Source organism: Citrobacter sp. 50677481 (assembly GCF_001463265.1).
Classification (GTDB): Bacteria; Pseudomonadota; Gammaproteobacteria; order Enterobacterales; family Enterobacteriaceae; genus Citrobacter_A; species Citrobacter_A sedlakii.
Genome location: NZ_LNHZ01000001.1, coordinates 68,680 through 93,433 on the forward strand (window position 1 = coordinate 68,680; position 24,754 = coordinate 93,433).

A 24,754-nucleotide genomic window follows, 5' to 3' on the forward strand; every position below is an offset into this window, starting at 1 on the left:
CGCACTGCCATAATAATAATTATGGCGGCATAAGTTTATTCTCACAAAAAATAACAAAATACAAACCTATAACATATAAAACACATTTTGATATCTTATCTGCCATCATGCATAAAAAACGACTAAATATTTTGCGAATGATCGTTTTTTGTTGATCTCCTTCACGGATCGGACTGTTTTCCTGGATAAAATACCCTCACCTTCTACTGATAAAGGAAAGGTAACCAAAATGGAAAACAATAACCGCTTAATGCCCCATATCAGGCGAACAACACATATAATGATGTTTGCCCACCGTAATAGTTTTGACTTTCATTTCTTTAACGCCCGTTAGTCGTTCGACTATGGGCACGTCAGCATACAGGTCTTCCTGACTCGCTGTATCACAGGCCTGCGCCTGTATCTCTAAGTGCTCACACTGCGTAAACCTGAATTTGCCTGTAACCGGACAGGTAAGGTTTTTTGCATCCTAAAAAAAGCAATTCACTGATTTTATTTATCAGGGGATGGACTTTGCTTTTATTCCGGCGCTATCAGTTTCTCATTTGAGAAATTGAGGACCTGCTATTACCTGAAATAAAGAGATGAACATGTCTGAATTAAAAATTGCCGTAAGCCGTTCCTGCCCCGACTGCTTCTCAACGCAGCGTAATATTGTAAATGTGGATGAAACCCATTTTATTGACGTGGCGGCGGTCGTGTTATCGGTCAATGATATTGAACGAGGTAAACTCGAAGAAATTGACGCCACCGGCTACGGTATCCCGGTGTTTGTCGCGACCGAAAATGAAGAGCGCGTCCCGGCGGAATTCCTGCCGCGTATCTCGGGTGTTTTCGAGTGCCATGAAGCCCGTAGCGCCTATTATGGTCGGCAACTGGAAACCGCGGCGAGCCACTATGAAACGCAGTTACGTCCGCCGTTCTTCCGTGCGCTGGTCGATTACGTTAACCAGGGTAACAGCGCCTTTGACTGCCCCGGACACCAGGGCGGCGAGTTTTTCCGTCGCCATCCTGCTGGCAACCAGTTCGTTGAGTATTTTGGCGAAACGCTTTTCCGCGCCGATCTGTGCAACGCTGACGTGGCGATGGGCGACCTGCTGATCCACGAAGGCGCGCCGTGCGTCGCCCAGCAGCACGCGGCAAAAGTGTTTAACGCCGATAAAACTTATTTTGTGCTGAATGGAACGTCATCATCGAACAAAGTGGTGCTCAACGCGCTGCTGACGCCGGGTGACCTGGTGCTGTTCGATCGTAACAACCACAAGTCAAACCATCACGGCGCATTATTGCAGGCGGGCGCCACACCGGTATATCTGGAGACCGCGCGTAACCCGTATGGTTTTATCGGTGGGATCGACGCCCACTGCTTTGAAGAGCGTTATCTGCGGGAACTGATCGGCGAAGTCGCGCCTCAGCGCGCCCGCGATGCGCGTCCGTTCCGCCTGGCGGTGATTCAGTTGGGTACCTACGACGGCACCATTTATAACGCACGTCAGGTGGTGGATAAGATTGGTCATCTGTGCGACTACATTCTGTTTGACTCCGCGTGGGTCGGCTATGAACAGTTTATTCCGATGATGGCGGACTGCTCACCGCTGCTGCTGGAACTGAACGAAAACGATCCGGGCATTCTGGTGACCCAGTCGGTGCATAAACAACAGGCTGGCTTCTCCCAGACCTCGCAGATCCATAAAAAAGACAGTCATATCAAGGGGCAGTCACGTTACGTGCCGCATAAGCGCATGAATAACGCCTTTATGATGCATGCCTCCACCAGCCCGTTTTATCCGCTGTTCGCAGCGCTGGATATCAACGCCAAAATGCACGAGGGCGCCAGCGGCCGCAATATGTGGATGGACTGCGTGGCGAACGGCATCGACGCCCGCAAGCTGATCCTTGAGAACTGTCAGTATATCCGTCCGTTTGTCCCGGAAACGGTGGACGGGAAACCGTGGCATGCCTGGCCAACGGCGACCATCGCCAGCGATCTGCGTTTCTTCCACTTTGTACCCGGCGAAAGCTGGCACGCGTTCGAAGGCTACGCAGAGCATCAGTATTTTGTCGACCCCTGCAAGCTGCTGTTAACCACCCCGGGCATTAATGCGCGGACCGGCGAATATGACGCCTTTGGCGTTCCGGCCACCATTCTCGCCAACTTCCTGCGCGAAAACGGCGTCGTACCGGAAAAATGCGATCTCAACTCGATCCTGTTTCTGCTGACCCCGGCAGAAGACATGGCGAAATTGCAGCAGCTTGTCGCACTGCTGGTGCGTTTCGAAAAACTGCTGGCGTCCGACGCGCCGCTGGCCGACGTGCTGCCCTCCATCTACAAGCAGCATGAAGCACGCTACGCCGGATACAGCCTGCGTCAGCTGTGTCAGGAGATGCACGACCTGTACGCGCGCCATAACGTTAAGCAGTTGCAAAAAGAGATGTTCCGTAAAGCGCATTTCCCACGCGTCAGCATGAATCCGCAGGAGGCAAATTACGCCTATCTGCGCGGCGAGGTGGAACTGGTGCCGCTGCCGGAAGCCGAAGGCCGTATTGCCGCGGAAGGCGCGTTGCCTTATCCGCCGGGGGTGCTGTGCGTCGTGCCCGGCGAAGTCTGGGGCGGCGCGGTGCTGCGCTATTTCAGCGCGCTGGAAGAAGGGATCAACCTGCTGCCGGGCTTTGCGCCGGAGCTGCAGGGGGTCTACATCGAAGAATGTGATGGTCGTAAGCAGGTGTGGTGCTACGTGATCAAAGCGAGACAAGAGCATGACGGTCTGCTGAAAGGAGAAACATTATGAGTAAAGCCAAAGCCAACAAAATGGGCGTGATGCAGCTTACCATTCTGACGATGGTCAACATGATGGGCTCCGGGATCATCATGCTGCCGACCAAGCTGGCGGAGGTCGGCACCATCTCGATTATCTCCTGGCTGGTCACCGCTGTCGGATCCATGGCGCTGGCCTGGGCGTTCGCCAAGTGCGGGATGTTCAGCCGCAAATCTGGCGGCATGGGCGGCTACGCGGAGTATGCATTTGGCAAGTCCGGTAACTTTATGGCCAACTATACCTATGGGGTGTCGCTGTTAATCGCCAACGTGGCGATTGCCATTTCCGCGGTGGGCTACGGGACCGAGCTGTTCGGCGCGACGCTCACGCCGGTGCAGATTGGCCTCGCCACCATCGGCGTTCTGTGGATCTGTACGGTTGCCAACTTCGGCGGCGCGCGGATTACCGGGCAGATCAGCAGTATTACCGTCTGGGGGGTGATCATTCCGGTGGTTGGCCTGTGCATCATCGGCTGGTTCTGGTTCAGTCCGACGCTGTACGCGAACTCATGGAACCCGCATCACGTGCCGTTCTTTACCGCCGTCGGGTCGTCTATCGCCATGACGCTGTGGGCTTTCCTCGGCCTGGAGTCCGCCTGTGCTAACGCGGAAGTGGTGGATAACCCTGAACGCAACGTGCCGATAGCGGTTCTTGGCGGTACGCTTGGCGCAGCGGTGATTTACATCGTCTCCACCAACGTGATTGCCGGGATTGTGCCGAACATGGATCTGGCCAACTCCACGGCCCCGTTTGGTCTGGCGTTTGCCCAGATGTTCACGCCGGAAGTGGGGAAAGTGATCATGGCGCTGATGATCATGTCCTGCTGCGGTTCCCTGTTGGGCTGGCAGTTCACCATCGCTCAGGTGTTTAAATCCTCTGCCGATGAAGGCTATTTCCCGAAAATCTTCTCGCGGGTGACTAAGGTCGATGCGCCGGTACAGGGGATGCTGACTATCGTGATTATTCAGAGCGGACTCTCGCTGATGACCATTAGCCCGTCGCTGAACAGCCAGTTTAATGTGCTGGTCAACCTGGCGGTGGTCACCAATATTATTCCGTATATCCTGTCGATGGCCGCGCTGGTGATTATTCAGCGGGTGGCGAACGTCCCGCCAGCGAAAGCGAAAATGGCAAACTTCGTGGCGTTTGTTGGCGCGATGTACAGCTTCTACGCGCTCTACTCGTCGGGGGAAGAAGCGATGCTGTATGGCTCGATTGTCACCTTCCTCGGCTGGACGCTATACGGACTGGTATCGCCGCGCTTTGAGCTGAAGAATAAGCACGGGTAAGTTAGCCCCCATCCTGAGACAAAAAAGGCGCCTTACGGCGCCTTTTCATTTGTCGGTAACGCCTGACGCATCAGGCGTTTTTCAGCACTTCGCTGACGATTTCAACCGCTTCTTTTTCGATCTGCTTGCGATGTTCTTCGCCGAGGAAACTTTCGCAATAGATTTTATAGGCGTCTTCCGTACCGGATGGACGCGCGGCAAACCAGCCGTTTTCCGTCATCACTTTCAGACCGCCGATCGCCGCGCCGTTGCCCGGCGCCGCGGTCAGGCGCGCGGTGATCGGATCACCAGCCAGCGTGCTGGCGCTGACCATTTCCGGCGACAGCTTCGACAACGCAGCTTTTTGCGCAGAGGTTGCGCCCGCCTGCAGGCGGTTATAGCTTGGCGCGCCGAAACGCGCCGCCAGTTCGTTGTAGTGTTCCTGCGGGTTTTTACCGGTGACGGCGGTAATTTCCGCCGCCAGCAGGCACATGATGATCCCGTCTTTATCGGTGGACCACGGCGTACCGTCGAAACGCAGGAACGATGCGCCCGCGCTTTCTTCACCGCCAAAGCCAAAGCTTCCGTCAAACAGGCCGTCAACAAACCATTTGAAGCCCACCGGCACTTCGACCAGTTTGCGGCCCAGATCGTTGACCACGCGGTCAATCATTGCCGAGGAAACCAGGGTTTTACCCACCGCCACCTCTTTGCCCCACTGCGGACGGTGCTGGAACAGATAATTGATAGCGACCGCCAGATAGTGGTTCGGGTTCATCAGCCCCGCCGGCGTGACGATACCGTGACGGTCATAGTCCGGGTCGTTGGCAAACGCCAGATCAAACTTATCACGTAGCGCCAGCAGGCCAGCCATCGCGCACTCCGAGGAGCAGTCCATGCGGATCGCGCCGTCTTTGTCCAGGTGCATAAAGCGGAAGGTCTGATCCACCTGATCGTTCACGAGGGTCAGGTTGAGCTTGTAGTGCTCCGCAATACGCTTCCAGTATTCAATACCGGAACCGCCCAGCGGATCGACGCCCAGCGTCAGGCCCGCTTTCTGAATGGCGGCCATATCAACAATTTCCGCCAGCCCTTCCACAAACGGCTGCACCAGATCCTGCTCTTTGACGTGACCAGACGCCATCGCCGCATCGAGAGAAATGCGCTTCACGCCCTTCAGACCGTCGGCCAGCAGCGCATTTGCGCGGTCTTCCACCACTTTCGTGACGTTGGTATCTGCCGGGCCGCCGTTCGGCGGGTTGTATTTGATGCCGCCGTCTTCCGGCGGGTTGTGAGACGGCGTGATGACAATACCGTCCGCCAGCGCCCCCCCTTTTTTATTGTGAACCAGGATAGCGTTCGACACCGCAGGCGTCGGGGTAAAACCGTTGTTCTCCTGAACAATCACGTCGACACCGTTGGCCGCCAGCACTTCCAGCACCGAGATAAACGCCGGTTCGGACAGCGCGTGGGTATCTTTCCCCACATAGCAAGGGCCGGTGATACCGTTTTTCGCACGTTCTTCGGCGATAGCCTGGGCAATCGCCAGTATGTGCGGCTCGTTGAAGCTATGGCGACCTGCACTGCCGCGGTGTCCGGAGGTACCGAACTTCACCGCGTGCTCGGCATTCCCTGCCTCGGGTTTCAGTACATAATATTGCGCCGTCAGTTGGGCGACGTTAATCAAATCACTTTGTTGCGCAGGTTGACCTGCACGGTTGTGGATTGCCATTGCCTGGTCCTTTTATGCAAGCATTAAATTGTTCCGCAAACCTTCTCAATCAATTCCGCCGGGAATTGCATTGACTGCATGATGTGTTCGACCATGCTGCATTTACGGCCGGTGTTGGTGTTCGTGATCACCCAGTACGGCGTGCCAGGCACATGTTTCGGCTTGGTCTGATTGCCGTTTTTCAGCAGCGTCTGTTCATCCGCCGCGAAATAGACGCGAGTGCGACCATGCAGCGAGTCGGTGGCATCGGCAAACGCCTGGTGATCCAGTGAGTAAAGTGTAGACAGCACCAGCATAAAGCGATTCACCGCTTTTTTCTGTTCGGCATATTCATCGGACAGCAGCAGCTCGCGCATAGCGCGCACTTTGTCTTTGACGGGATTGACGGGTTTCACTTCTGCGCTCACAGGCTGCGCGGCGCGTGCCTCTTTTGTCGCCGACGCGACGGGCTGCGATGCGGCGGAAAACTTCAACATACGCCGTAAAATGTCGGACGCGCTCTCGCCGATATGCTTGGTGTGGCTGGCAATATAGCTGTAGAGTTCATCATCAACTTCAATCGTTTTCATCTTAATCCAGTGCGGTGTCATAACTGATCTGAATACAAATCGTTGGAATTATAGGAGCAAATCCCAACAGCGGATAGCGTCAAACCTGGCTGAACAAAAAACTCGGAGTAAACCGTATCAGTTGCAGCCCAGTGGCAGAATGGTCAACATAATACCCTAACCCGACAGAGCGAAAAAAAGAACTTTGCCATGAAATTGAATATCCGAGCGCAAACTGCACAAAACCTGCACAATAATTCTCCCATCGTCCTCGTTCACGGTCTGTTTGGCAGCCTGGACAATCTCGGCGTGCTGGCCCGCGAGCTGGTCAGCGATCACGATATCCTCCAGGTCGATATGCGTAACCACGGCCTCTCGCCCCGCGATCCGCTGATGACCTATCCGGCGATGGCGCAGGATCTGCTCGACACTCTGGATGCGCAGCAGATCGAAAAAGCCACGTTTATTGGCCACTCGATGGGCGGCAAGGCGGTGATGGCCCTGACCGCGCAGGCTCCGGAACGCATCGATCGTCTGGTGGCGATCGACATCGCCCCGGTAGATTATAAGGTACGACGCCACGATGAGATTTTCGCGGCGATTAACGCCGTGACGGCGTCTCAGGGCACAACGCGCAAGGAGGCGGCTGCCGTCATGCGCGACCATCTCAGAGAAGAGGGCGTGATTCAGTTTCTGCTGAAGTCGTACGTTGACGGCGAATGGCGCTTTAACGTGCCGGTGCTGTGGGATCAGTATCCGCATATTGTCGGCTGGGAGCCGATTCCAGCCTGGGATCGCCCGGCGTTGTTTATCCCTGGCGGCAACTCCCCTTACGTCACCGAGGCGTATCGCGACGACCTGCTCGCGCAATTCCCACAGGCGCGCGCGCATGTCATCGCGGGCGCAGGCCACTGGGTTCATGCCGAAAAACCTGACGCAGTGCTGCGCGCCATTCGTCGTTATCTGAACGACAGCGCAAACTGATTAAAAACTCAGCGTCCGCGCGCGATTGCGCGCGCGAACGTTGGCGTGCCCCATCCACTGATGTATGATGGCGCGCTATCCATCCGGGCAGAGGCCTGGCTGATTGTTTCCCCGAAGTCACCAAAATCATGGCCAAAGAACAAACGGACCGTACGACATTAGATCTGTTCGCGCACGAGCGTCGCCCGGGACGACCTAAAACCAATCCGCTTTCACGCGATGAACAGCTGCGCATTAACAAGCGCAACCAGCTTAAACGCGACAAAGTTCGTGGCCTGAAACGTGTTGAACTTAAGCTCAACGCGGAAGCCGTCGACGCCCTGAATGAACTGGCGGAATCGCGCGACATCAGCCGCAGCGAGCTGATCGAAGAAATCCTGATGAGCCAACTGGCGACGTTGCGACGCCAGGGTTCAGTCTGAAACCCGCACAATTTATCACTATCATGTAGCAGGGAGTGCACTCGCGTGCGTTTGCTATTTCCGCATACCTGACTGTTCTGCTATGATTGCCCTTATCTGTGGGCAATTTGCCCCCACCATTTCAATAAGTTTCAAGAGGTTACTTTACTCATGGCAATCACTGGCATTTTTTTCGGCAGCGACACCGGGAACACCGAAAATATCGCAAAAATGATTCAAAAACAGCTTGGTAAAGATGTTGCCGACGTGCATGACATTGCAAAAAGCAGCAAAGAAGATCTTGAAGGCTATGACATCCTGCTGCTTGGTATCCCGACCTGGTACTATGGCGAAGCGCAGTGTGACTGGGACGACTTCTTCCCGACTCTGGAAGAGATTGATTTCAACGGCAAGCTGGTGGCGCTGTTCGGCTGCGGCGACCAGGAAGATTACGCGGAATATTTCTGCGACGCGTTAGGCACTATCCGCGACATCATTGTGCCGCGCGGCGCGACCATCGTCGGTCACTGGCCGACCGCGGGTTATCATTTTGAAGCGTCGAAAGGCCTGGCCGATGACGATCACTTTGTCGGTCTGGCCATTGACGAAGATCGCCAGCCAGAACTGACCGCCGAGCGCGTTGAGAAATGGGTTAAGCAGATTTCTGAAGAACTGCACCTGGATGAAATCATCAACGCCTGATGACCGTGCGGCGCAAAGACCATTTGCGCCGCATCAATAGACAAAACCAATCAAAATAATTGCTACAAATTTGTAACTTTCTTGCCCATCCCTGTACAATGTGCGGGAGTTATTAGGTGGCGCTCTCATTTCCAGGCAATACCACGTTTTTATTAACATTTGCCCGAGGCTTGCAGTTTTCATTTAAGGATGGCAGTCCTATAATGAGAGGCATTATCTCGAATGCAATTTCTGTCACTTCTCGTATGAAGTGAATCGTTTAGCAACAGGACAGATTCCGCATGACTGACAACAATACCGCATTAAAGAAGGCTGGCCTGAAAGTAACGCTTCCACGTTTAAAGATTCTGGAAGTGCTTCAGGAACCGGATAACCATCACGTCAGTGCGGAAGATTTATACAAACGACTGATCGACATGGGTGAAGAAATTGGTCTGGCGACCGTCTATCGCGTGCTGAACCAGTTTGATGACGCCGGTATCGTAACCCGCCACAATTTTGAAGGCGGCAAATCCGTTTTTGAGCTGACCCAGCAGCATCATCACGATCACCTTATTTGCCTCGATTGTGGCAAAGTGATTGAATTTAGTGATGATTCGATTGAAGCCCGTCAGCGTGAGATTGCGGCGAAGCACGGTATTCGTTTAACGAACCACAGCCTCTATCTCTATGGCCATTGCGCCGAAGGCGACTGCCGCGAAGACGAACACGCGCACGACGGCAAATAATTTTACGCTTGATGAAAGCCAGCCTGCGGGCTGGCTTTTTTGTGGGCGCGATCCCGCCGTTTTCCTTCCCTCCCCGCCCGTGTTGCTTTAATGTAAAAATTCCCTTCCCTGACCTGTCCGGAGAATCGAAATGGAACTTCGCCAGTTACGTTATTTTGTTCGTATTGTTGAAACCGGCAGCATGGGTAGCGCCGCGCTGGATCTCGACATTGGCGTCTCGGCGCTGAGCCAACAAATGACACGTCTGGAAAGCGAACTCGCCATCCGCCTGCTGCAACGAACGTCGCGCGGCGTCACGCCCACTAACGCGGGGCTGGCCTTTTATTCTCAGGCGCAACTGGCGCTACGGCATGCCGACGACGCCATTCTTGCTGCGCGTGAGGCGCGGTTATCCGGCCACGTTAGCGTCGGTATGGCGCCCAGTACGGCATCGGTGTTGGGCATTCCGTTTATTAACGCCATGCGGGAAAGCTACGCTGACGTGCGACTGCACGTCGTGGAGAGTCTCTCCGGCAATCTTGAGCGGATGATTAACACCCGCCAGCTTGATTTAGCGGTCGTCTTTCAGAAAGAGAAGATCCTGCGCTGGAGCGCGAAGCCGGTTCTGGAAGAGCGGCTGTTTCTGATCGGCCCCCACCCCCTGCTGGCTATATTTCCTGAAGACAACATCATGCCTGCTCAACTGGCGAATATTCCCCTCGTGATGCCCAGTCAGGGCCACGGTCTGCGCGGCAGACTGGAGGCTATCGCACAAGAGCACGCGCTGCAGGTTGATATCGTTGCGGAAATTGACGGTCTGACGCTACTGATGCGGGCGGTCCGCGACGGTCTGGGCGCCACCCTACAACCTGGCGCGGCGATTTCCCGACTGGACCAGGACGACCTGCGCGTGATCGGCGTCCATAATCCGGTCCTCAGCCGTCCCAACTTTTTGGTCAGTTTATCGGATGACGAACTGACCCCGGCGGGGCTGGCAGCTCGCGTCGTGCTGGGTAAAGTGATGCGTGAACTGGTTGAGGCTGACCGCTGGCCAGGCGCCACCCTTTACGTTAACTAAAGAGGGTTTTAGCAGTACCTCATAGCGCCCCCACAACCCATGCGTATACATTTTCATTACAAATTTAACATTTGTTAAAGCGTAATGGAGTCTACGATGGTTGATGTTCTGGTGATTGGCGGCGGCAATGCCGCGCTGTGTGCCGCCTTAACCGCCCGGGAGGCCGGTGCGTCGGTGCTGCTGCTGGAAGCGGCGCCGCGCGAATGGCGCGGTGGCAATTCACAGCACACCCGTAATTTGCGCTGTATGCATGATGCGCCGCAGGATGTGCTGGTCGACCGTTATCCCGAAGAGGAGTACTGGCAGGATCTCTGGCGGGTAACGGAAGGCAATACCAACGAAGCGCTGGCTCGGCTGGTGATCCGCACCTCTTCGCAGTGCCGTGACTGGATGCGCAAACACGGTGTGAATTTTCAGCCACCGTTATCAGGCGCACTGCACGTTGCGCGTACGAACGCCTTTTTCATGGGCGGCGGCAAGGCGCTGGTCAACGCCTATTATCGCAGCGCGGAGGCGCTCGGCGTCACCATCCGCTATAACACGCCGGTACAGGCGCTGGAGTTACATGACGGCGAGTTTGTCGCCGCGCTGGCGGGCGATGAACGCATCGAGGCCAGAACCTGTGTACTCGCCGCTGGCGGTTTCGAGTCCAATCGCGAATGGCTACGTGAAGCCTGGGGACAAAACGCGCGTGGGGAATGGCCCGCCGATAATTTTCTCATCCGCGGCACCCGCTTTAATCAGGGTGTCCTGCTTAAATTTATGATCGATGCCGGCGCCGACATCATTGGCGATCCATCCCAGTCGCACTGCGTGGCGATTGATGCCCGCGCGCCACTGTATGACGGCGGGATCTGCACGCGAGTGGACTGCGTCTCTTTAGGCGTGGTGGTCAACCGCGACGCAGCGCGTTTTTATGATGAAGGCGAAGATTTCTGGCCGAAACGCTATGCCATCTGGGGGCGCCTGGTCGCCCAACAGCCGGGGCAAATTGGTTATTCCATTATCGACAGCAAAGCCATTGGTCACTTTATGCCACCGGTATTCCCCGGCGCGCAGGCCAATACGCTGGAAGAGCTGGCCTGCCAACTGGGGCTGGATGCACAACGTTTTAGCGCTACCGTCAGGCAATACAACCAGGCCTGCCAGCCTGGACACTTTGATCACACCGTCCTGGATAACTGCGCCACCAGCGGGTTAACGCCGCCGAAAACGCACTGGGCACGCCCTCTCGATACGCCGCCTTATTACGGCTACGCCCTGCGGCCAGGGATCACGTTTACCTACCTCGGTCTGAAAGTGAACGAACGCGCGGCGGTGCATTTCGCCGGAAAACCCAGCCGTAACCTGTTTGTCGCCGGAGAAATGATGGCGGGCAATGTGCTGGGCAAAGGCTATACCGCTGGCGTTGGCATGTCGATTGGCACCACGTTTGGCTGCATTGCCGGTAAAGAAGCCGCCCAGGCCGCACGTAAGGAGGCGCACCATGAAGCAGCTTGAGAAATTAATTATTGAGGCACAAATCATTACCGAACCGGAAGCCGAAGTGGAACGGGTGATGCAGGTTTGTAACGCCTGCCGCTACTGCGAAGGCTTTTGCGCCGTCTTTCCGGCGATGACTCAACGTCTTGAGTTTGGCAAAGCGGACATCAACTACCTGGCTAACCTGTGCCATAACTGCGGCGCCTGTCTGCACGCCTGTCAGTACGCGCCCCCTCATGAGTTCGCCATTAACGTACCGAAAGCGATGGCGGAAGTGCGCCTCGAAACCTATCAGCATTATGCCCGGCCCGCCGCGTTTGGCGCGTTGTATCGCCGGGCGGGCATGACCGTCGCGCTAACGCTGGTCTTTGCGCTGATTTTCTTCCTGTTGTTGGCGATGAGTCTGAAAGGCTCCTTGCTGCACCCGCCGCTGGCTGGCGACTTCTACCAGATATTCCCGCATAACCTGCTGGCCTGGATGTTTGGTTCCGTCTTTATTCTGGCGATGGGGTTGTTGATGGCTGGCGTGATCCGCTTCTGGCGTGAGATCTCCCCCGGCGCGCCGCAGCCCGTGGAAATTGCCGAAGCGACGCACAATGCCCTGACGCTGAAGTACCTCGACGGCGGACACGGCAAAGGGTGTAACGAAGCCGATGATGCCTTTACATTGCTGCGCCGTCGCTTCCATCACTTGACCTTCTACGGTTTTATGCTCTGCTTCGCCGCCACCGTGGTGGCGACCGGCTATCACTATTTTGCAGGGTGGGAAGCCCCTTATCCGTTTTTCAGCGTGCCGGTGCTCCTCGGCACCCTCGGGGGGGTAGGTCTGATTATCGGTCCTGCGGGTTTGCTGTGGCTGAACGTAAAGCGCTCGCCGCTGCACGGTGACGCGCGACAAAAACCGATGGATCGCGGTTTTATTTTGCTGTTGCTGTTGACCAGCCTGACAGGGCTGGGACTGCTGGCAGGGAGGGATTCCACGTGGATGGGCGTTCTGCTTGCTGTCCATCTTGGCGTGGTGATGGCGCTCTTTTTAACCCTCCCGTACGGAAAATTTGCCCACGGATTTTACCGCTGCGCTTCGTTACTCAAATGGGCTATCGAGAAGCGGCGCGGAAAACAGGCGGGGGTCGCAGGCGATTGACCCGCAACATCTTACCTCAATAACTATTACGATAAGACAGTGGAGAGCAATCCCATGAGCCAACAACCATCGCGCGCCGGCACGTTCGGCGCAATACTGCGGGTAACCAGCGGTAATTTTCTTGAGCAGTTCGACTTTTTTCTGTTTGGTTTTTACGCCACTTATATTGCGAAAACGTTTTTCCCGGCAGAAAGTGAATTCGCCTCGTTAATGCTCACGTTTGCCGTCTTCGGCTCCGGCTTTTTGATGCGTCCCGTCGGGGCGATTGTGCTGGGTTCGTATATCGACAGAATTGGCCGCCGTAAGGGGTTAATGGTAACGCTGGCGATCATGGGTTGCGGTACGCTGCTGATCGCCCTCGTGCCTGGCTACCAGACCATTGGCGTACTGGCGCCAGTGCTGGTGCTGCTGGGCCGACTGTTACAGGGATTTTCCGCCGGCGTGGAGCTGGGCGGCGTTTCCGTTTATCTTTCAGAGATCGCCACGCCGGGCAATAAAGGTTTCTACACCAGCTGGCAGTCGGCCAGCCAACAGGTGGCGATTGTGGTGGCTGCGCTGATCGGCTACGGTCTGAACGTCACGCTCGGGCACGATGAAATCTCTGAATGGGGCTGGCGCATTCCGTTCTTTATTGGCTGCATGATCATTCCGCTCATTTTTGTACTGCGCCGTTCGCTACAAGAAACCGAAGCCTTTATCCAGCGTAAGCACCGCCCCGATACCCGGGAAATACTGACCACCATTGCGAAAAACTGGCGCATTGTCACCGCTGGTACGCTGTTGGTGGCAATGACCACCACTACTTTTTATTTTATTACCGTTTATACGCCCACCTACGGCCGTGCCGTTCTGCATCTGAGCGCGCGTGACAGCCTGATAGTCACCATGCTGGTCGGGATTTCTAACTTTATCTGGCTGCCTATTGGCGGCGCGATCTCCGATAAAATCGGCCGTCGTCCGGTGTTGATGGGGATTACTCTGCTTGCGCTCATCACGACCTGGCCGGTGATGCACTGGCTGACCGCCGCGCCGGATTTCACCCGTATGACCCTGGTGCTACTGTGGTTCTCGTTCTTTTTTGGCATGTATAACGGCGCGATGGTCGCCGCGCTGACCGAAGTGATGCCGGTCTACGTACGAACGGTGGGGTTTTCGCTGGCGTTCAGCCTTGCGACGGCCATTTTTGGGGGGCTGACTCCCGCAATTTCTACCGCGTTGGTTGAGATGACCGGTGATAAAAGTTCGCCAGGATGGTGGCTGATGTGCGCAGCGCTATGTGGTTTCGCCGCGACGGCTATGCTGTTTGTTCGCCTGAGCCGCAGTTACCACCCCGTGGAGAATTAAGCCAGAAAACAGGGGCGGAGACCCTCTCCGCCCCCTGGGTTATTTGGCGCTATTGTTGCTGCGGATTTCCTGCCAGATCTTGTCACAATCGGCTTTTACCGCCTGATCGTTACCGGTACGCATCGCCTGTATGCACTGCTGGTAATCCAGTACGCGAACGCTTTCCTGACGGGTAAACTGCTCGTGCTGTTTCTCTTTCTTCAGCACCGCTAAAACGCTCTGGCAGGCTTCGATTTTTTCTGGCGATCCCTGCGCCGTATTGATGCAGGCGCTGTACGCCTCTTTCAGACGGCTGTCTTCTTTTGGCGCCGTCGTCGTTGTGCAGGCCACCAGTCCCGAAGCCATCACGGCGATGAGTATCAGTTTTTTCATAGAACAGTCCTCAACGGTGCGGCAGGCGCATGGCCCGCCGCGTATGGGCATTAGAAGATGGTGAACGGGGCAATGACGATAAATTTCACGTCACGCTCATCCTGGAAGATGTTGCCGTAACCACCGCCCCAGCTTGGGATGTTGGAGTGGTTGTCATACTCAGTGAAGTGCAGTTTAAACATGGTGCCTTTGGCGCGTCCGTCCTGCAGGGTATAGACCGCATCCAGGCTGTAAGATGATTCCTCGATAGTGCGATTTTTGTCGTAGTACGCATCAGGATTGCTCTGCCAGGTGGACGGCTTCGCATCCCAGGCATACACATAAGACGCCCCCACTGCCCAACCCGGCAGGTTCCAGTTTTTCAGGTCATACATCGCGCCGAAGAAGACCGCTTTTTCGCCGTTGGCGTTGAAGTCAGAACGGTTATCCCACCAGATATCCAGACGACCGTTGGAGGAGGCATAAGTCGGGGTCATACGCTGCAGGAAGTAACCCTGCTGCCCTTCCGCTTTCACCCAGGTGCCTTCCAGACGCAGGTCAACCACTTCCGCGACCTTGTAGCCGAAGGTTAACGCCTGCAGCCAGGCCGTACCGTCGTAAATATCGTTTGTGCTACGGTCATCCACTTTGTCACGCGCACCGTAGAACTGGTAGCTGGTCGTCAGCGGGTTGCCGCCTAAATCAAACTTATAGCTGGCTTTCGCGAAGTACTGATCGACATAGCCTTCAGACTGTCCAAATGCCGCTTCCAGCACCAGGTCGTTTTTGAAATCATATTTCGCGCCGACGGAATGAAGGTAATCGACCTTAGTCTTTTTATCGGCCTGATAGAATTTGTCGACCTCGGTGTGCCACGGCGCTTTGTATTCGTTGGCCCACATATAGGAGAAGCTCAGCGCGCCCGCATCGCCGTAGTCAAAGTTCGCCCCGGCTTCGGCACCCTGATAGGTGCCCGGCATAAAGCTCCAGTGCGGTGCTAACAGCGTTTGTCCGGTTGGCTGAATATACCCCGCGCGCGCCCAGGCGGGGCCATACTTAAATTTCGCCGCCGCTTTATACAGGCTTACTCCGCTTTTATCGCCCGAGTAATCTTCGTCGTAGCCTTTATTCTTTTTCGAGAAGGCAATTTCGTTGGGGTGACCGCTGTCGCCGTTTTCCGCCATTTCGATAGCGGTGAAGGCCGCGATATCGAGGCCAAACATATCAGCCGCGTAGCCGGACTGGAAATCCAGGTTGGCGTTCCAGGTCGCATGAGAAAGGTTCGTTTTATATTTGTCTTCGTCGGTAACGTCTTTACGATCGCGCTCGCGCTGCCAGTAATAGATCCCGCCCGTCAGGGTGGAGTCATCAAAAAAACCTTCGGCATGAGCGTGTGGAACAACAACCAAGCCCGACATTGCTGTGATACCGGCGATAGCCAGCGCCAGCGCACTACGTTTGCCACTGAACGTACGCATGTGTTAATCCTCTTTGACGTTTTAAAGTGCTGTCGCCAACGGCTAACAGCCAAAAAATAAAAGTGAAAAGTAGCATTGAGAAAGACCTCGCTGACTACAATGAATAGACTATTTTTCGCGACGCGAATTATCAATACCTTTCTGTAACGAGAATGTAAGAGTATGAGCAACCGCACATATTTCATCGCGTTCTGTTACATTTCATTCATTTGATCAAAAAAGCGGAATATCAGAAAAAATTACTTGTTTTCCAGAAAGATGAAATCGGTTACATCACGATAAGCATTGATGAAATCAATTTGTTATGTAAAAAGATTTGTTAAGCAGAATATTTAAGAAACGATAATTAATTCGCTTCGAAAAAAGAGAGTTGAGGGCAAAAAAAAACGCCGCTGAACGCGGCGTTTGAGAGACAAGTTGCGGCTTATTCGCCGACTTTCGCCCAGGTGTCACGCAGGCCGACGGTACGGTTAAAGACCAGTTTCTCGGCGGTAGCATAACGGCTGTCCAGACAGAAGTATCCTTCGCGCTCAAACTGGAACGCTTTACCGGCGACCGCCTCTTTCAGCGATGGTTCGGCATAACCCTGTTTGATGACCAGCGATTCCGGGTTCATTACGGACAGGAAATCTTCCGCCGCGCCAGGGTTCGGCACGCTGAACAGACGATCGTAGAGACGAATTTCAACCGGCAGCGCGTGCGCCGCGCTCACCCAGTGAATCACGCCCTTCACTTTACGGCCATCTGCCGGATCTTTGCTAAGGGTGTCGGCGTCGTAGGTACAGAAGATGGTGGTGATAGTGCCTTCGGCATCTTTTTCCACGCGCTCAGCTTTCACCACGTAGGCGTTACGCAGGCGTACTTCTTTCCCCATGACCAGACGCTTGTACTGCTTGTTCGCTTCTTCACGGAAGTCCGCGCGGTCAATCCAGATCTCGCCGCTGAACGGCACTTGACGACTGCCCATTTCCGGTTTGTTCGGATGATTCGGCATCGTGACCTGTTCGCTCTCGCCCTGCGGGTAGTTTTCGATCACCAGTTTCACCGGATCGATTACCGCCATCGCGCGCGGCGCGTTTTCATTAAGATCTTCGCGAATGCAGGATTCGAGCGACGCCATCTCAATGGTGTTGTCCTGCTTGGTCACGCCGATACGTTTGCAAAACTCGCGAATCGCGGCGGCGGTATAACCACGGCGGCGAAGACCGGAAATGGTCGGCATACGCGGGTCGTCCCAACCTTCCACATGCTTGTCGGTCACCAGCAGGTTCAGCTTACGCTTGGACATCACCGTGTATTCCAGATTCAGGCGCGAGAATTCATACTGACGCGGGTGAACCGGAATCGTGATGTTGTCCAGCACCCAGTCGTACAGGCGACGGTTGTCCTGGAATTCCAGCGTACACAGCGAGTGGGTAATACCTTCCAGCGCATCGCTGATGCAGTGGGTGAAGTCGTACATCGGATAGATGCACCACTTGGTGCCGGTCTGGTGATGCTCCGCGAACTTAATACGGTACAGCACCGGATCGCGCATCACGATGAACGGCGACGCCATGTCGATTTTCGCGCGCAGGCAGGCTTTGCCTTCTTCGAAACCGCCGGTACGCATTTTTTCGAACAGCGCGAGGTTTTCGTCCACGCTGCGATCGCGGAACGGGCTGTTCTTACCCGGCTGAGTCAGGGTGCCGCGGTATTCGCGGATCTGCTCTGGCGTCAGTTCATCAACGTAAGCCAGACCTTTGGTGATCAGCTCAACCGCGTAGGCATGCAGCTGATCGAAGTAATCGGAGGAGTAGCGAACCTCGCCAGACCAGTGAAAACCTAACCACTCAACGTCGTTTTTGATCGAATCAACGTACTCGATATCTTCTTTTACCGGGTTAGTGTCATCGAAACGCAGGTTGCACTGGCCCTGATAATCTTGCGCGATGCCAAAGTTCAGGCAAATGGATTTCGCGTGGCCAATGTGCAGATAGCCATTTGGCTCCGGCGGAAAACGGGTATGTACCGTGGTGTGCTTACCACTGGCCAGATCTTCATCGATGATCTGACGAATAAAGTTACTCGGGCGGGCTTCAGCCTCACTCATCGTGGATTCCTCAAAGCGTAAACAACGTATAACGGCATATGATCTTATAAGCCGGACAGACTGACAACCTTTAGTTACGCAAAATACGTCTCAAACGAAAATATGGGGACCATTTGCTGCAAAAAAAAGCGGCGAAGGTTTGCCTCCGCCGCTTAAGGTCGCTGTGATGTTGTCGGAACCCGGTTTTCGCCTTATCCGACCCGGACCTTTTTATTTACCTTTGATTTCATACAGTGGAGTTTGACCCGCCACGACGTGACCTTCGGCTTTCACTACCAGCGCGCTGAAGTCGTCGATGTTGCTGCACACCACCGGACTTATCATGGAGCGCGCGTTCGCGTTCAGATAGTCCAGATCCATTTCCAGGATCGGCTGGCCTGCAGTCACTTCAGCCCCTTCTTCAACCAGGCGTTTAAAGCCCTGGCCGTTCAGCGCAACGGTATCGATCCCCATGTGGACCACGATTTCCGCGCCTTTCTCTGTTTCCAGGCAGAATGCGTGGTTGGTATTGAAGATTTTCACGATGGTTCCCGCTGCCGGAGAAACCACGGTTTTGTCCGTCGGTTTAACCGCCACGCCGTCACCGACCGCTTTGCTGGCGAACGCCTCGTCAGGCACCTGATCTAACGCCACCACGTCACCGGTAATCGGGGAAACCAGTTCAGCAATGGTCACCGCATTGGGTACCGCCTGCGGCTTCTGGGCCGGGGTTGCTGTTGCAGCAGGCGCGGCATCCGCCGAGGCTGCGGCAACCGGACCACGCGCAACGACTTTTTTCATCGCGTCGCCAATGGATTCTGCTTTCGCCCCGACAATAACCTGAATGGTTTGTTTGTTCAGTTTCACCACGCCGGACGCGCCCAGGCGTTTACACATTGCATCGCTCACCCTGGCGGAGTCGCCAACGGTCAGACGCAGACGGGTGATACAGGCATCAATGGCTTTCAGGTTATCCGTACCGCCGACCGCTGCGATGTAGCTGGTCGCCAGTTGCGTCAGACCTTCTTCCGTATTGCTGTTCGCTTCTTCAGTCACCACCTCGTCTTCTTTATCTTCGCGGCCCGGCGTTTTCAGGTTAAACATACGAATAACCGCGCTGAACAACAGGAAGTAAATGACGAAGAACGCCAGCCCCATAACCAGCAGCATCCAGACGTTCTGGCTCGCCGCGGGCAGGCTGTACATCAACACGTAGTCGATAGCGCCCGCAGAGAACGAGAAGCCAGCGTGGATCCCCAATAGCGTGGCGATAAACAGGCTGATGCCGGTCAGAATCGCGTGCAGGAGATACAGCAGCGGCGCAAGGAACATAAACAGGAATTCCAGCGGCTCAGTCACGCCGGTCAGGAACGCGGTGATGGCGACGGACAGCAGCATACCGCCTACCATCGGACGACGCGCTTTCGGGGCAGCGAAGTACATCGCCAGTGCCGCGCCCGGCAGACCAAACATCATGATCGGGAAGAAGCCGGACATGAACATCCCGGCAGTGCCGTCACCCGCGTAGAAGCGGTTGATATCGCCGTGGAAAACGGTACCGGCAGCGTTGGTGAATTCACCAATCTGGAACCAGGCGATGGTGTTCAGCACCTGATGCAGACCGGTTGGGATCAGCAGACGGTTGATGAAACCAAAAATACCGGAGCCGAGCGCGCCTGCGGACACGATCCATTCACCGCCAGCATGAATAGCATGCTGAACCGGCGGCCAGACGTAGCCGAAAATCGCCGCCAGCACCAGGCAGAAAAAGCCCGTAGCAATCGGCACAAAGCGTTTGCCGCCGAAGAAGCTCAGGAAGTCAGGCAGCTTGATATCCGCCCAACGGTTGTAGACAGCGCCGCCCACCAGGCCGGTAATGATACCCGCCAGCACACCCATGTTGATTTCCGGGTTGATGGTGACCATCGCTTTAGTCAGTACGAAATAACCGACCGCCCCTGCCAGCGCTGCCGCACCCGCGCTGTCTTTGGACCAGCTGGATGCCACACCGATGGCGAAGATCAGCGCGAGGTTATCAAAAATCGCCCCACCCGCCTGCGCGATAAAGGCGACGTTCAGTAAATCTGGTTGGCCGAATCGCAGCAACAGCGCCGCCACCGGCAGCACCGCGATAGGGAGCTGTAACGCCCTACCCAGTCGCTGGAAAAAACCTAGAATGTTCATCTTATTCCCCCTACGAGACCCCGATATGGCCATTCAGGCCGTATTTTTATGTGTGTAGCTCAACTTCTCAGCGTGATGTTCCGGCAAATACGTTGTTAGATCATCTCCTGCAAGAGTGTGTGAAAATTTAATTCGTATCGCAAATTAAAAGCGTGTTTTTTGTGAGTACAGTCACCAAATATCGTTATTATCTCTCCCTGTCACTGGCTAACTTTGAAAACTTATTTTATCATTCAAAAAATCAAGACGGATTGACTCCAATCGCGACAGACCAGGTTACGCTTTAAGGTGCACAGACGCGCAATCCGCCAACGGCTTACATTTACTTTCTGAGGTGAAGAATGAGACTGATTCCCCTGACTACCGCTGAACAAGTCGGCAAATGGGCTGCCCGCCATATCGTTAACCGTATCAATGCGTTCAAACCGACAGCCGATCGTCCGTTTGTGCTGGGTCTGCCGACGGGCGGCACGCCAATGACCGCTTACAAAGCCTTAGTGGAAATGCACAAAGCGGGCCAGGTCAGCTTCAAACATGTGGTGACGTTCAATATGGACGAATATGTCGGCCTGCCAAAGGAACATCCGGAAAGCTACCACAGCTTCATGCACCGTAATTTCTTTGATCACGTTGATATTCCAGCAGAAAACATCAACCTGCTCAATGGTAACGCGCCAGATATTGACGCGGAATGCCGTCAATATGAAGAAAAAATCCGTTCTTACGGTAAAATCCACCTGTTTATGGGCGGCGTCGGTAACGACGGTCATATCGCATTTAACGAACCGGCTTCTTCCCTGGCTTCCCGTACCCGCATTAAAACCCTGACCCACGATACGCGCGTGGCAAACTCCCGTTTCTTCGACGGTGATGTGGATCAGGTGCCTAAATATGCGCTGACCGTTGGCGTGGGGACTCTGCTGGATGCCGAAGAAGTGATGATTCTGGTGCTGGGCCATCAGAAAGCCCAGGCTCTGCAGGCCGCCGTTGAAGGCAACGTCAACCACATGTGGACCATCAGTTGCCTGCAGCTGCACCCGAAAGCCGTGGTGGTCTGCGATGAGCCGTCAACGATGGAACTGAAAGTTAAGACGCTGAAATATTTCAACGAGTTAGAAGCCGAAAATATTAAAGGTCTGTAATGTTGTCTCCGCCCTGCCACTGCGTTCAGGGCGGCATATTTTTGAAATCGGGGGTCGGAATGTATGCTTTAACCCAGGGTCGGATCTTTACCGGCCACGAAATTCTTGATGACCATGCGATTGTTGTCGCCAATGGCCTGATTGACAGCGTTTGTCCGGTGGCGGAACTGCCGCACGGGATCGAACAACGTTCACTGAACGGGGCCATTCTTTCCCCCGGTTTTATCGACGTTCAGCTTAACGGCTGCGGCGGCGTACAGTTCAACGATACCGCAGACGCCGTTACCGTTGAAACGCTGGAAATCATGCAGAAAGCCAACGAGAAATCGGGCTGCACCAACTATCTGCCAACGCTGATCACCACCAGCGACGAACTGATGAAGCAAGGCATTCGCGTTATGCGTGAATACCTGGCGAAACACCCGAACCAGGCGCTGGGTCTCCATCTGGAAGGCCCGTGGCTGAATCTGGTTAAAAAAGGCACCCACAACCCGAACTTTGTTCGTCAGCCGGACGCTGCGCTGGTGGACTACCTGTGCGATAATGCCGACGTCATCACCAAAGTTACGCTGGCGCCGGAAATGGTGCCTGCTGAAGTCATCAGCAAACTGGCGAATGCCGGCATCGTGGTTTCTGCCGGACACTCTAACGCCACGCTTAAAGAAGCCAAAGCCGGTTTCCGCGCAGGTATCCGCTTTGCCACGCACCTGTTTAACGCTATGCCGTACATTACCGGCCGTGAACCGGGTCTGGCGGGGGCTGTTCTCGACGATGCGGACATTTATTGCGGCGTGATTGCCGACGGCCTGCACGTTGACTACGCCAATATCCGCAACGCCAAACGTCTTAAAGGCGATAAGCTGTGTCTGGTAACGGATGCGACAGCGCCCGCAGGTGCGAATATTGAACAGTTCATTTTTGCTGGTAAAACAATATACTACCGCAATGGATTGTGTGTGGATGAAAACGGTACGCTAAGCGGTTCATCGTTAACCATGATCGAAGGCGTGCGTAACCTGGTTGAGCACTGCGGCATTGCGCTCGACGAAGTGCTGCGCATGGCGACGCTCTATCCGGCGCGCGCGATTGGCGTAGAAAAACAGCTCGGCAGCATCGCGCCGGGTAAAGTGGCGAACCTGACCGCGTTTACCCACGACTTTAAAATCATCAAGACCATCGTTAATGGTAACGAGGTCGTTACTGAGTAAGAGAAAGTATGACACCAGGCGGACAAGCTCAAATAGGTAATGTTGATCTCGTAAAACAGCTTAACAGCGCGGCCGTTTACCGCCTGATTGACCAGCATGGGCCAATCTCGCGGATTCAGATTGCCGAACAAAGCCAGCTTGCTCCCGCCAGCGTAACCAAAATTACGCGTCAACTGATTGAACGCGGGCTGATCAAAGAAGTCGATCAGCAGGCCTCCACCGGGGGCCGCCGCGCGATCTCTATTGTTACCGAAACCCGCGGTTTCCACGCCATCGGCGTACGTCTGGGACGCCATGACGCGACCATTACCCTGTTCGATCTCAGCAGTAAAGTGTTGGCGGAGGAGCATTACCCGCTGCCCGAACGTACTCAGGAGACGCTGGAACATGCGTTGCTCAATGCAATTACAGCCTTTATTGACGGCAACCAGCGCAAAATTCGCGAACTGATCGCCATTTCGGTGATCCTGCCGGGCCTTGTCGATCCGGAAAGCGGCATGATTCATTACATGCCGCATATTCAGGTTGAAAACTGGGGACTGGTCGATGCGCTGGAAACCCGTTTTCGCGTTACCTGTTTTGTCGGTCACGACATCCGCAGCCTCGCGCTGGCAGAGCACTATTTCGGCGCAAGCCAGGACTGTGAAGACTCCATTCTGGTGCGCGTGCACCGCGGCACCGGCGCCGGGATCATCTCCAATGGCCGAATTTTCATTGGCCGTAACGGCAACGTCGGCGAGATCGGCCACATTCAGGTTGAGCCGCTGGGCGAGCGTTGCCACTGCGGCAACTTCGGCTGTCTGGAGACCATTGCGGCTAACGCCGCGATCGAACACCGTGTGCAAAACCTGCTCAAACAGGGCTATCAGAGCCGTGTTTCGCTAAATGACTGCAACATCAAAACCATCTGTAAAGCGGCAAACAAAGGCGACAGCCTGGCCTCGGAAGTGATCGAGCACGTAGGGCGACATTTGGGCAAAACTATCGCCATTGCCATTAACCTGTTTAATCCGCAGAAGATTGTGATTGCCGGTGAAATTACCGAAGCGGATAAAGTCCTGTTGCCCGCAATCGAAAGCTGCATCAATACGCAGGCGCTGAAGGCGTTTCGCCAGAATCTGCCAGTGGTGCGCTCTACGCTGGATCACCGCTCCGCTATCGGCGCATTCGCCCTTGTGAAGCGCGCCATGCTGAACGGCATTTTGCTCCAGCATTTGCTGGAAAACTGATGCGCTTTTATAGTATCGGATTCATAACCATTTCCCTGGGTAGTTCATGACCATTAAAAATGTCATTTGTGATATCGATGGCGTGCTGATGCACGATAACGTCGCCGTCCCCGGCGCAGCAGAATTTCTGACCGGCATTATTGAAAAAGGTCTGCCGCTGGTGCTGTTGACCAATTACCCGTCGCAAACCGGGCAGGATCTGGCGAACCGCTTCGCCACCGCTGGCGTCAATGTCCCTGACAGCGTGTTTTATACCTCAGCCATGGCCACCGCCGACTTCCTGCGTCGTCAGGAAGGGAAAAAGGCTTACGTGGTGGGCGAAGGGGCGCTGATCCACGAACTGTATAAAGCCGGGTTCACCATCACCGACGTCAACCCGGATTTTGTGATTGTGGGCGAAACCCGTTCCTATAACTGGGACATGATGCATAAAGCGGCATACTTCGTGGCGAACGGCGCACGCTTTATCGCCACCAATCCGGACACCCACGGTCGCGGTTTTTACCCGGCCTGCGGCGCCCTGTGCGCCGGTATTGAGAAAATTTCCGGACGTAAGCCGTTCTACGTCGGCAAACCCAGCCCGTGGATCATTCGCGCCGCGTTGAACAAAATGCAGGCGCACTCAGAAGAGACGGTGATTGTCGGTGACAATCTGCGCACCGACATTCTTGCCGGATTCCAGGCGGGACTTGAAACCATCCTGGTGCTTTCCGGCGTTTCTACGCTTGATGATATTGACAGTATGCCGTTCCGTCCGAGCTGGATTTACCCCTCCGTCGCCGAGATCGACGTTATTTAACGCCAACCGTTGCCTGATGACGTTTCGCTTATCAGGCCTACGGTCAAGCCACGCCGTAACTAATAAAATCACCTAAAAATTGTCGA

General features: G+C 54.9%; 21 protein-coding genes. 15 read left to right on the forward strand and 6 right to left on the reverse strand.

All coding sequences use genetic code 11. The annotated features are described in order from the left end of the window. Positions 1-229: 229 nt before the first annotated feature. The 3 genes from speFL to potE all read left to right on the forward strand — a co-directional run bounded on the left by speFL (position 230) and on the right by potE (position 4,105). Complete coding sequence (gene speFL, locus APU02_RS25980; RefSeq protein WP_106875989.1) at positions 230-334, forward strand: leader peptide SpeFL; 105 nt, start codon at positions 230-232, stop codon at positions 332-334. Between the two features lie 256 nt (positions 335-590). Then, entirely contained in the window at positions 591-2,789 is a 2,199-nt protein-coding gene (gene speF, locus APU02_RS00335; protein WP_060569119.1) for an ornithine decarboxylase SpeF, read from the forward strand. Next, positions 2,786-4,105, forward strand: a complete 1,320-nt coding sequence (gene potE / locus APU02_RS00340; RefSeq protein ID WP_042285407.1) for a putrescine-ornithine antiporter — start codon at positions 2,786-2,788, stop codon at positions 4,103-4,105. The genes speF and potE overlap by 4 nt, the downstream gene beginning before the upstream one ends. Positions 4,106-4,175: 70 nt before the next feature. Here potE and pgm read toward each other — a convergent pair whose 3' ends face one another. Both pgm and seqA read right to left on the reverse strand, forming a co-directional pair. After that, complete coding sequence (gene pgm / locus APU02_RS00345; RefSeq protein WP_060568893.1) at positions 4,176-5,816, reverse strand: phosphoglucomutase (alpha-D-glucose-1,6-bisphosphate-dependent); 1,641 nt, start codon at positions 5,814-5,816, stop codon at positions 4,176-4,178. A 23-nt stretch (positions 5,817-5,839) separates the two neighbouring features. Beyond that, positions 5,840-6,385, reverse strand: coding sequence for a replication initiation negative regulator SeqA (gene seqA / locus APU02_RS00350; protein WP_042285411.1), 546 nt, complete (start codon positions 6,383-6,385; stop codon positions 5,840-5,842). Positions 6,386-6,574: 189 nt separating this feature from the next. Between seqA and ybfF the strand changes: the two genes are divergently transcribed. The 8 genes from ybfF to tcuC all read left to right on the forward strand — a co-directional run bounded on the left by ybfF (position 6,575) and on the right by tcuC (position 14,206). Beyond that, positions 6,575-7,348, forward strand: a complete 774-nt coding sequence (gene ybfF / locus APU02_RS00355) for an esterase (protein WP_060568894.1) — start codon at positions 6,575-6,577, stop codon at positions 7,346-7,348. A 128-nt stretch (positions 7,349-7,476) separates the two neighbouring features. Then, positions 7,477-7,770 (forward strand): LexA regulated protein, encoded by a 294-nt coding sequence (gene ybfE, locus APU02_RS00360; RefSeq protein ID WP_042285416.1) that lies wholly within the window; start codon positions 7,477-7,479, stop codon positions 7,768-7,770. Positions 7,771-7,920: 150 nt separating this feature from the next. After that, on the forward strand, positions 7,921-8,451 hold the full coding sequence (gene fldA, locus APU02_RS00365; RefSeq protein ID WP_060568895.1) for a flavodoxin FldA: 531 nt from the start codon (positions 7,921-7,923) through the stop codon (positions 8,449-8,451). A gap of 281 nt (positions 8,452-8,732) precedes the next feature. Then, the gene (fur, locus tag APU02_RS00370) at positions 8,733-9,179 is read left to right on the forward strand and encodes a ferric iron uptake transcriptional regulator (RefSeq protein WP_042285420.1); all 447 of its coding nucleotides are present in this window, start codon (positions 8,733-8,735) and stop codon (positions 9,177-9,179) included. A 130-nt stretch (positions 9,180-9,309) separates the two neighbouring features. Next, positions 9,310-10,236 carry a tricarballylate utilization LysR family transcriptional regulator TcuR gene (tcuR, locus tag APU02_RS00375; RefSeq protein ID WP_042285423.1) on the forward strand — a complete coding sequence of 309 codons (927 nt, stop codon included), beginning with the start codon at positions 9,310-9,312 and terminating at the stop codon, positions 10,234-10,236. 96 nt (positions 10,237-10,332) lie between these two features. After that, a complete protein-coding gene (tcuA, locus tag APU02_RS00380) occupies positions 10,333-11,736 on the forward strand; it encodes an FAD-dependent tricarballylate dehydrogenase TcuA (RefSeq protein WP_060568896.1) in 1,404 nt (467 codons plus the stop codon). Beyond that, a complete protein-coding gene (gene tcuB, locus APU02_RS00385; RefSeq protein WP_060568897.1) occupies positions 11,723-12,862 on the forward strand; it encodes a tricarballylate utilization 4Fe-4S protein TcuB in 1,140 nt (379 codons plus the stop codon). Before tcuA ends, tcuB begins: the two co-directional genes overlap by 14 nt. A gap of 54 nt (positions 12,863-12,916) precedes the next feature. Continuing rightward, positions 12,917-14,206: a tricarballylate/proton symporter TcuC gene (gene tcuC / locus APU02_RS00390; protein WP_042285430.1), complete on the forward strand. Its 1,290-nt coding sequence runs from the start codon at positions 12,917-12,919 to the stop codon at positions 14,204-14,206. A 39-nt stretch (positions 14,207-14,245) separates the two neighbouring features. Here tcuC and chiQ read toward each other — a convergent pair whose 3' ends face one another. From chiQ to nagE, 4 genes are all read right to left on the reverse strand, one after another. Continuing rightward, positions 14,246-14,578, reverse strand: a complete 333-nt coding sequence (gene chiQ, locus APU02_RS00395) for a ChiQ/YbfN family lipoprotein (RefSeq protein WP_060568898.1) — start codon at positions 14,576-14,578, stop codon at positions 14,246-14,248. A 50-nt stretch (positions 14,579-14,628) separates the two neighbouring features. After that, entirely contained in the window at positions 14,629-16,035 is a 1,407-nt protein-coding gene (gene chiP, locus APU02_RS00400) for a chitoporin (protein ID WP_042285435.1), read from the reverse strand. A 424-nt stretch (positions 16,036-16,459) separates the two neighbouring features. Next, complete coding sequence (gene glnS / locus APU02_RS00405) at positions 16,460-18,127, reverse strand: glutamine--tRNA ligase (protein ID WP_042285437.1); 1,668 nt, start codon at positions 18,125-18,127, stop codon at positions 16,460-16,462. Positions 18,128-18,337: 210 nt separating this feature from the next. Then, positions 18,338-20,290: a PTS N-acetyl glucosamine transporter subunit IIABC gene (gene nagE / locus APU02_RS00410; protein ID WP_060568899.1), complete on the reverse strand. Its 1,953-nt coding sequence runs from the start codon at positions 20,288-20,290 to the stop codon at positions 18,338-18,340. Between the two features lie 341 nt (positions 20,291-20,631). Between nagE and nagB the strand changes: the two genes are divergently transcribed. Genes nagB through nagD form a run of 4 tightly spaced genes read left to right on the forward strand, consistent with a single transcriptional unit; the run spans position 20,632 to position 24,668 of the window. Further along, complete coding sequence (gene nagB / locus APU02_RS00415; RefSeq protein ID WP_042285441.1) at positions 20,632-21,432, forward strand: glucosamine-6-phosphate deaminase; 801 nt, start codon at positions 20,632-20,634, stop codon at positions 21,430-21,432. A gap of 59 nt (positions 21,433-21,491) precedes the next feature. Next, complete coding sequence (gene nagA / locus APU02_RS00420) at positions 21,492-22,640, forward strand: N-acetylglucosamine-6-phosphate deacetylase (RefSeq protein WP_042285443.1); 1,149 nt, start codon at positions 21,492-21,494, stop codon at positions 22,638-22,640. Positions 22,641-22,648: 8 nt separating this feature from the next. After that, positions 22,649-23,869 (forward strand): DNA-binding transcriptional regulator NagC, encoded by a 1,221-nt coding sequence (gene nagC, locus APU02_RS00425; RefSeq protein WP_060568900.1) that lies wholly within the window; start codon positions 22,649-22,651, stop codon positions 23,867-23,869. 46 nt (positions 23,870-23,915) lie between these two features. After that, a complete protein-coding gene (nagD, locus tag APU02_RS00430) occupies positions 23,916-24,668 on the forward strand; it encodes a ribonucleotide monophosphatase NagD (RefSeq protein WP_042285447.1) in 753 nt (250 codons plus the stop codon). The last annotated feature ends 86 nt before the right edge of the window (positions 24,669-24,754 follow it).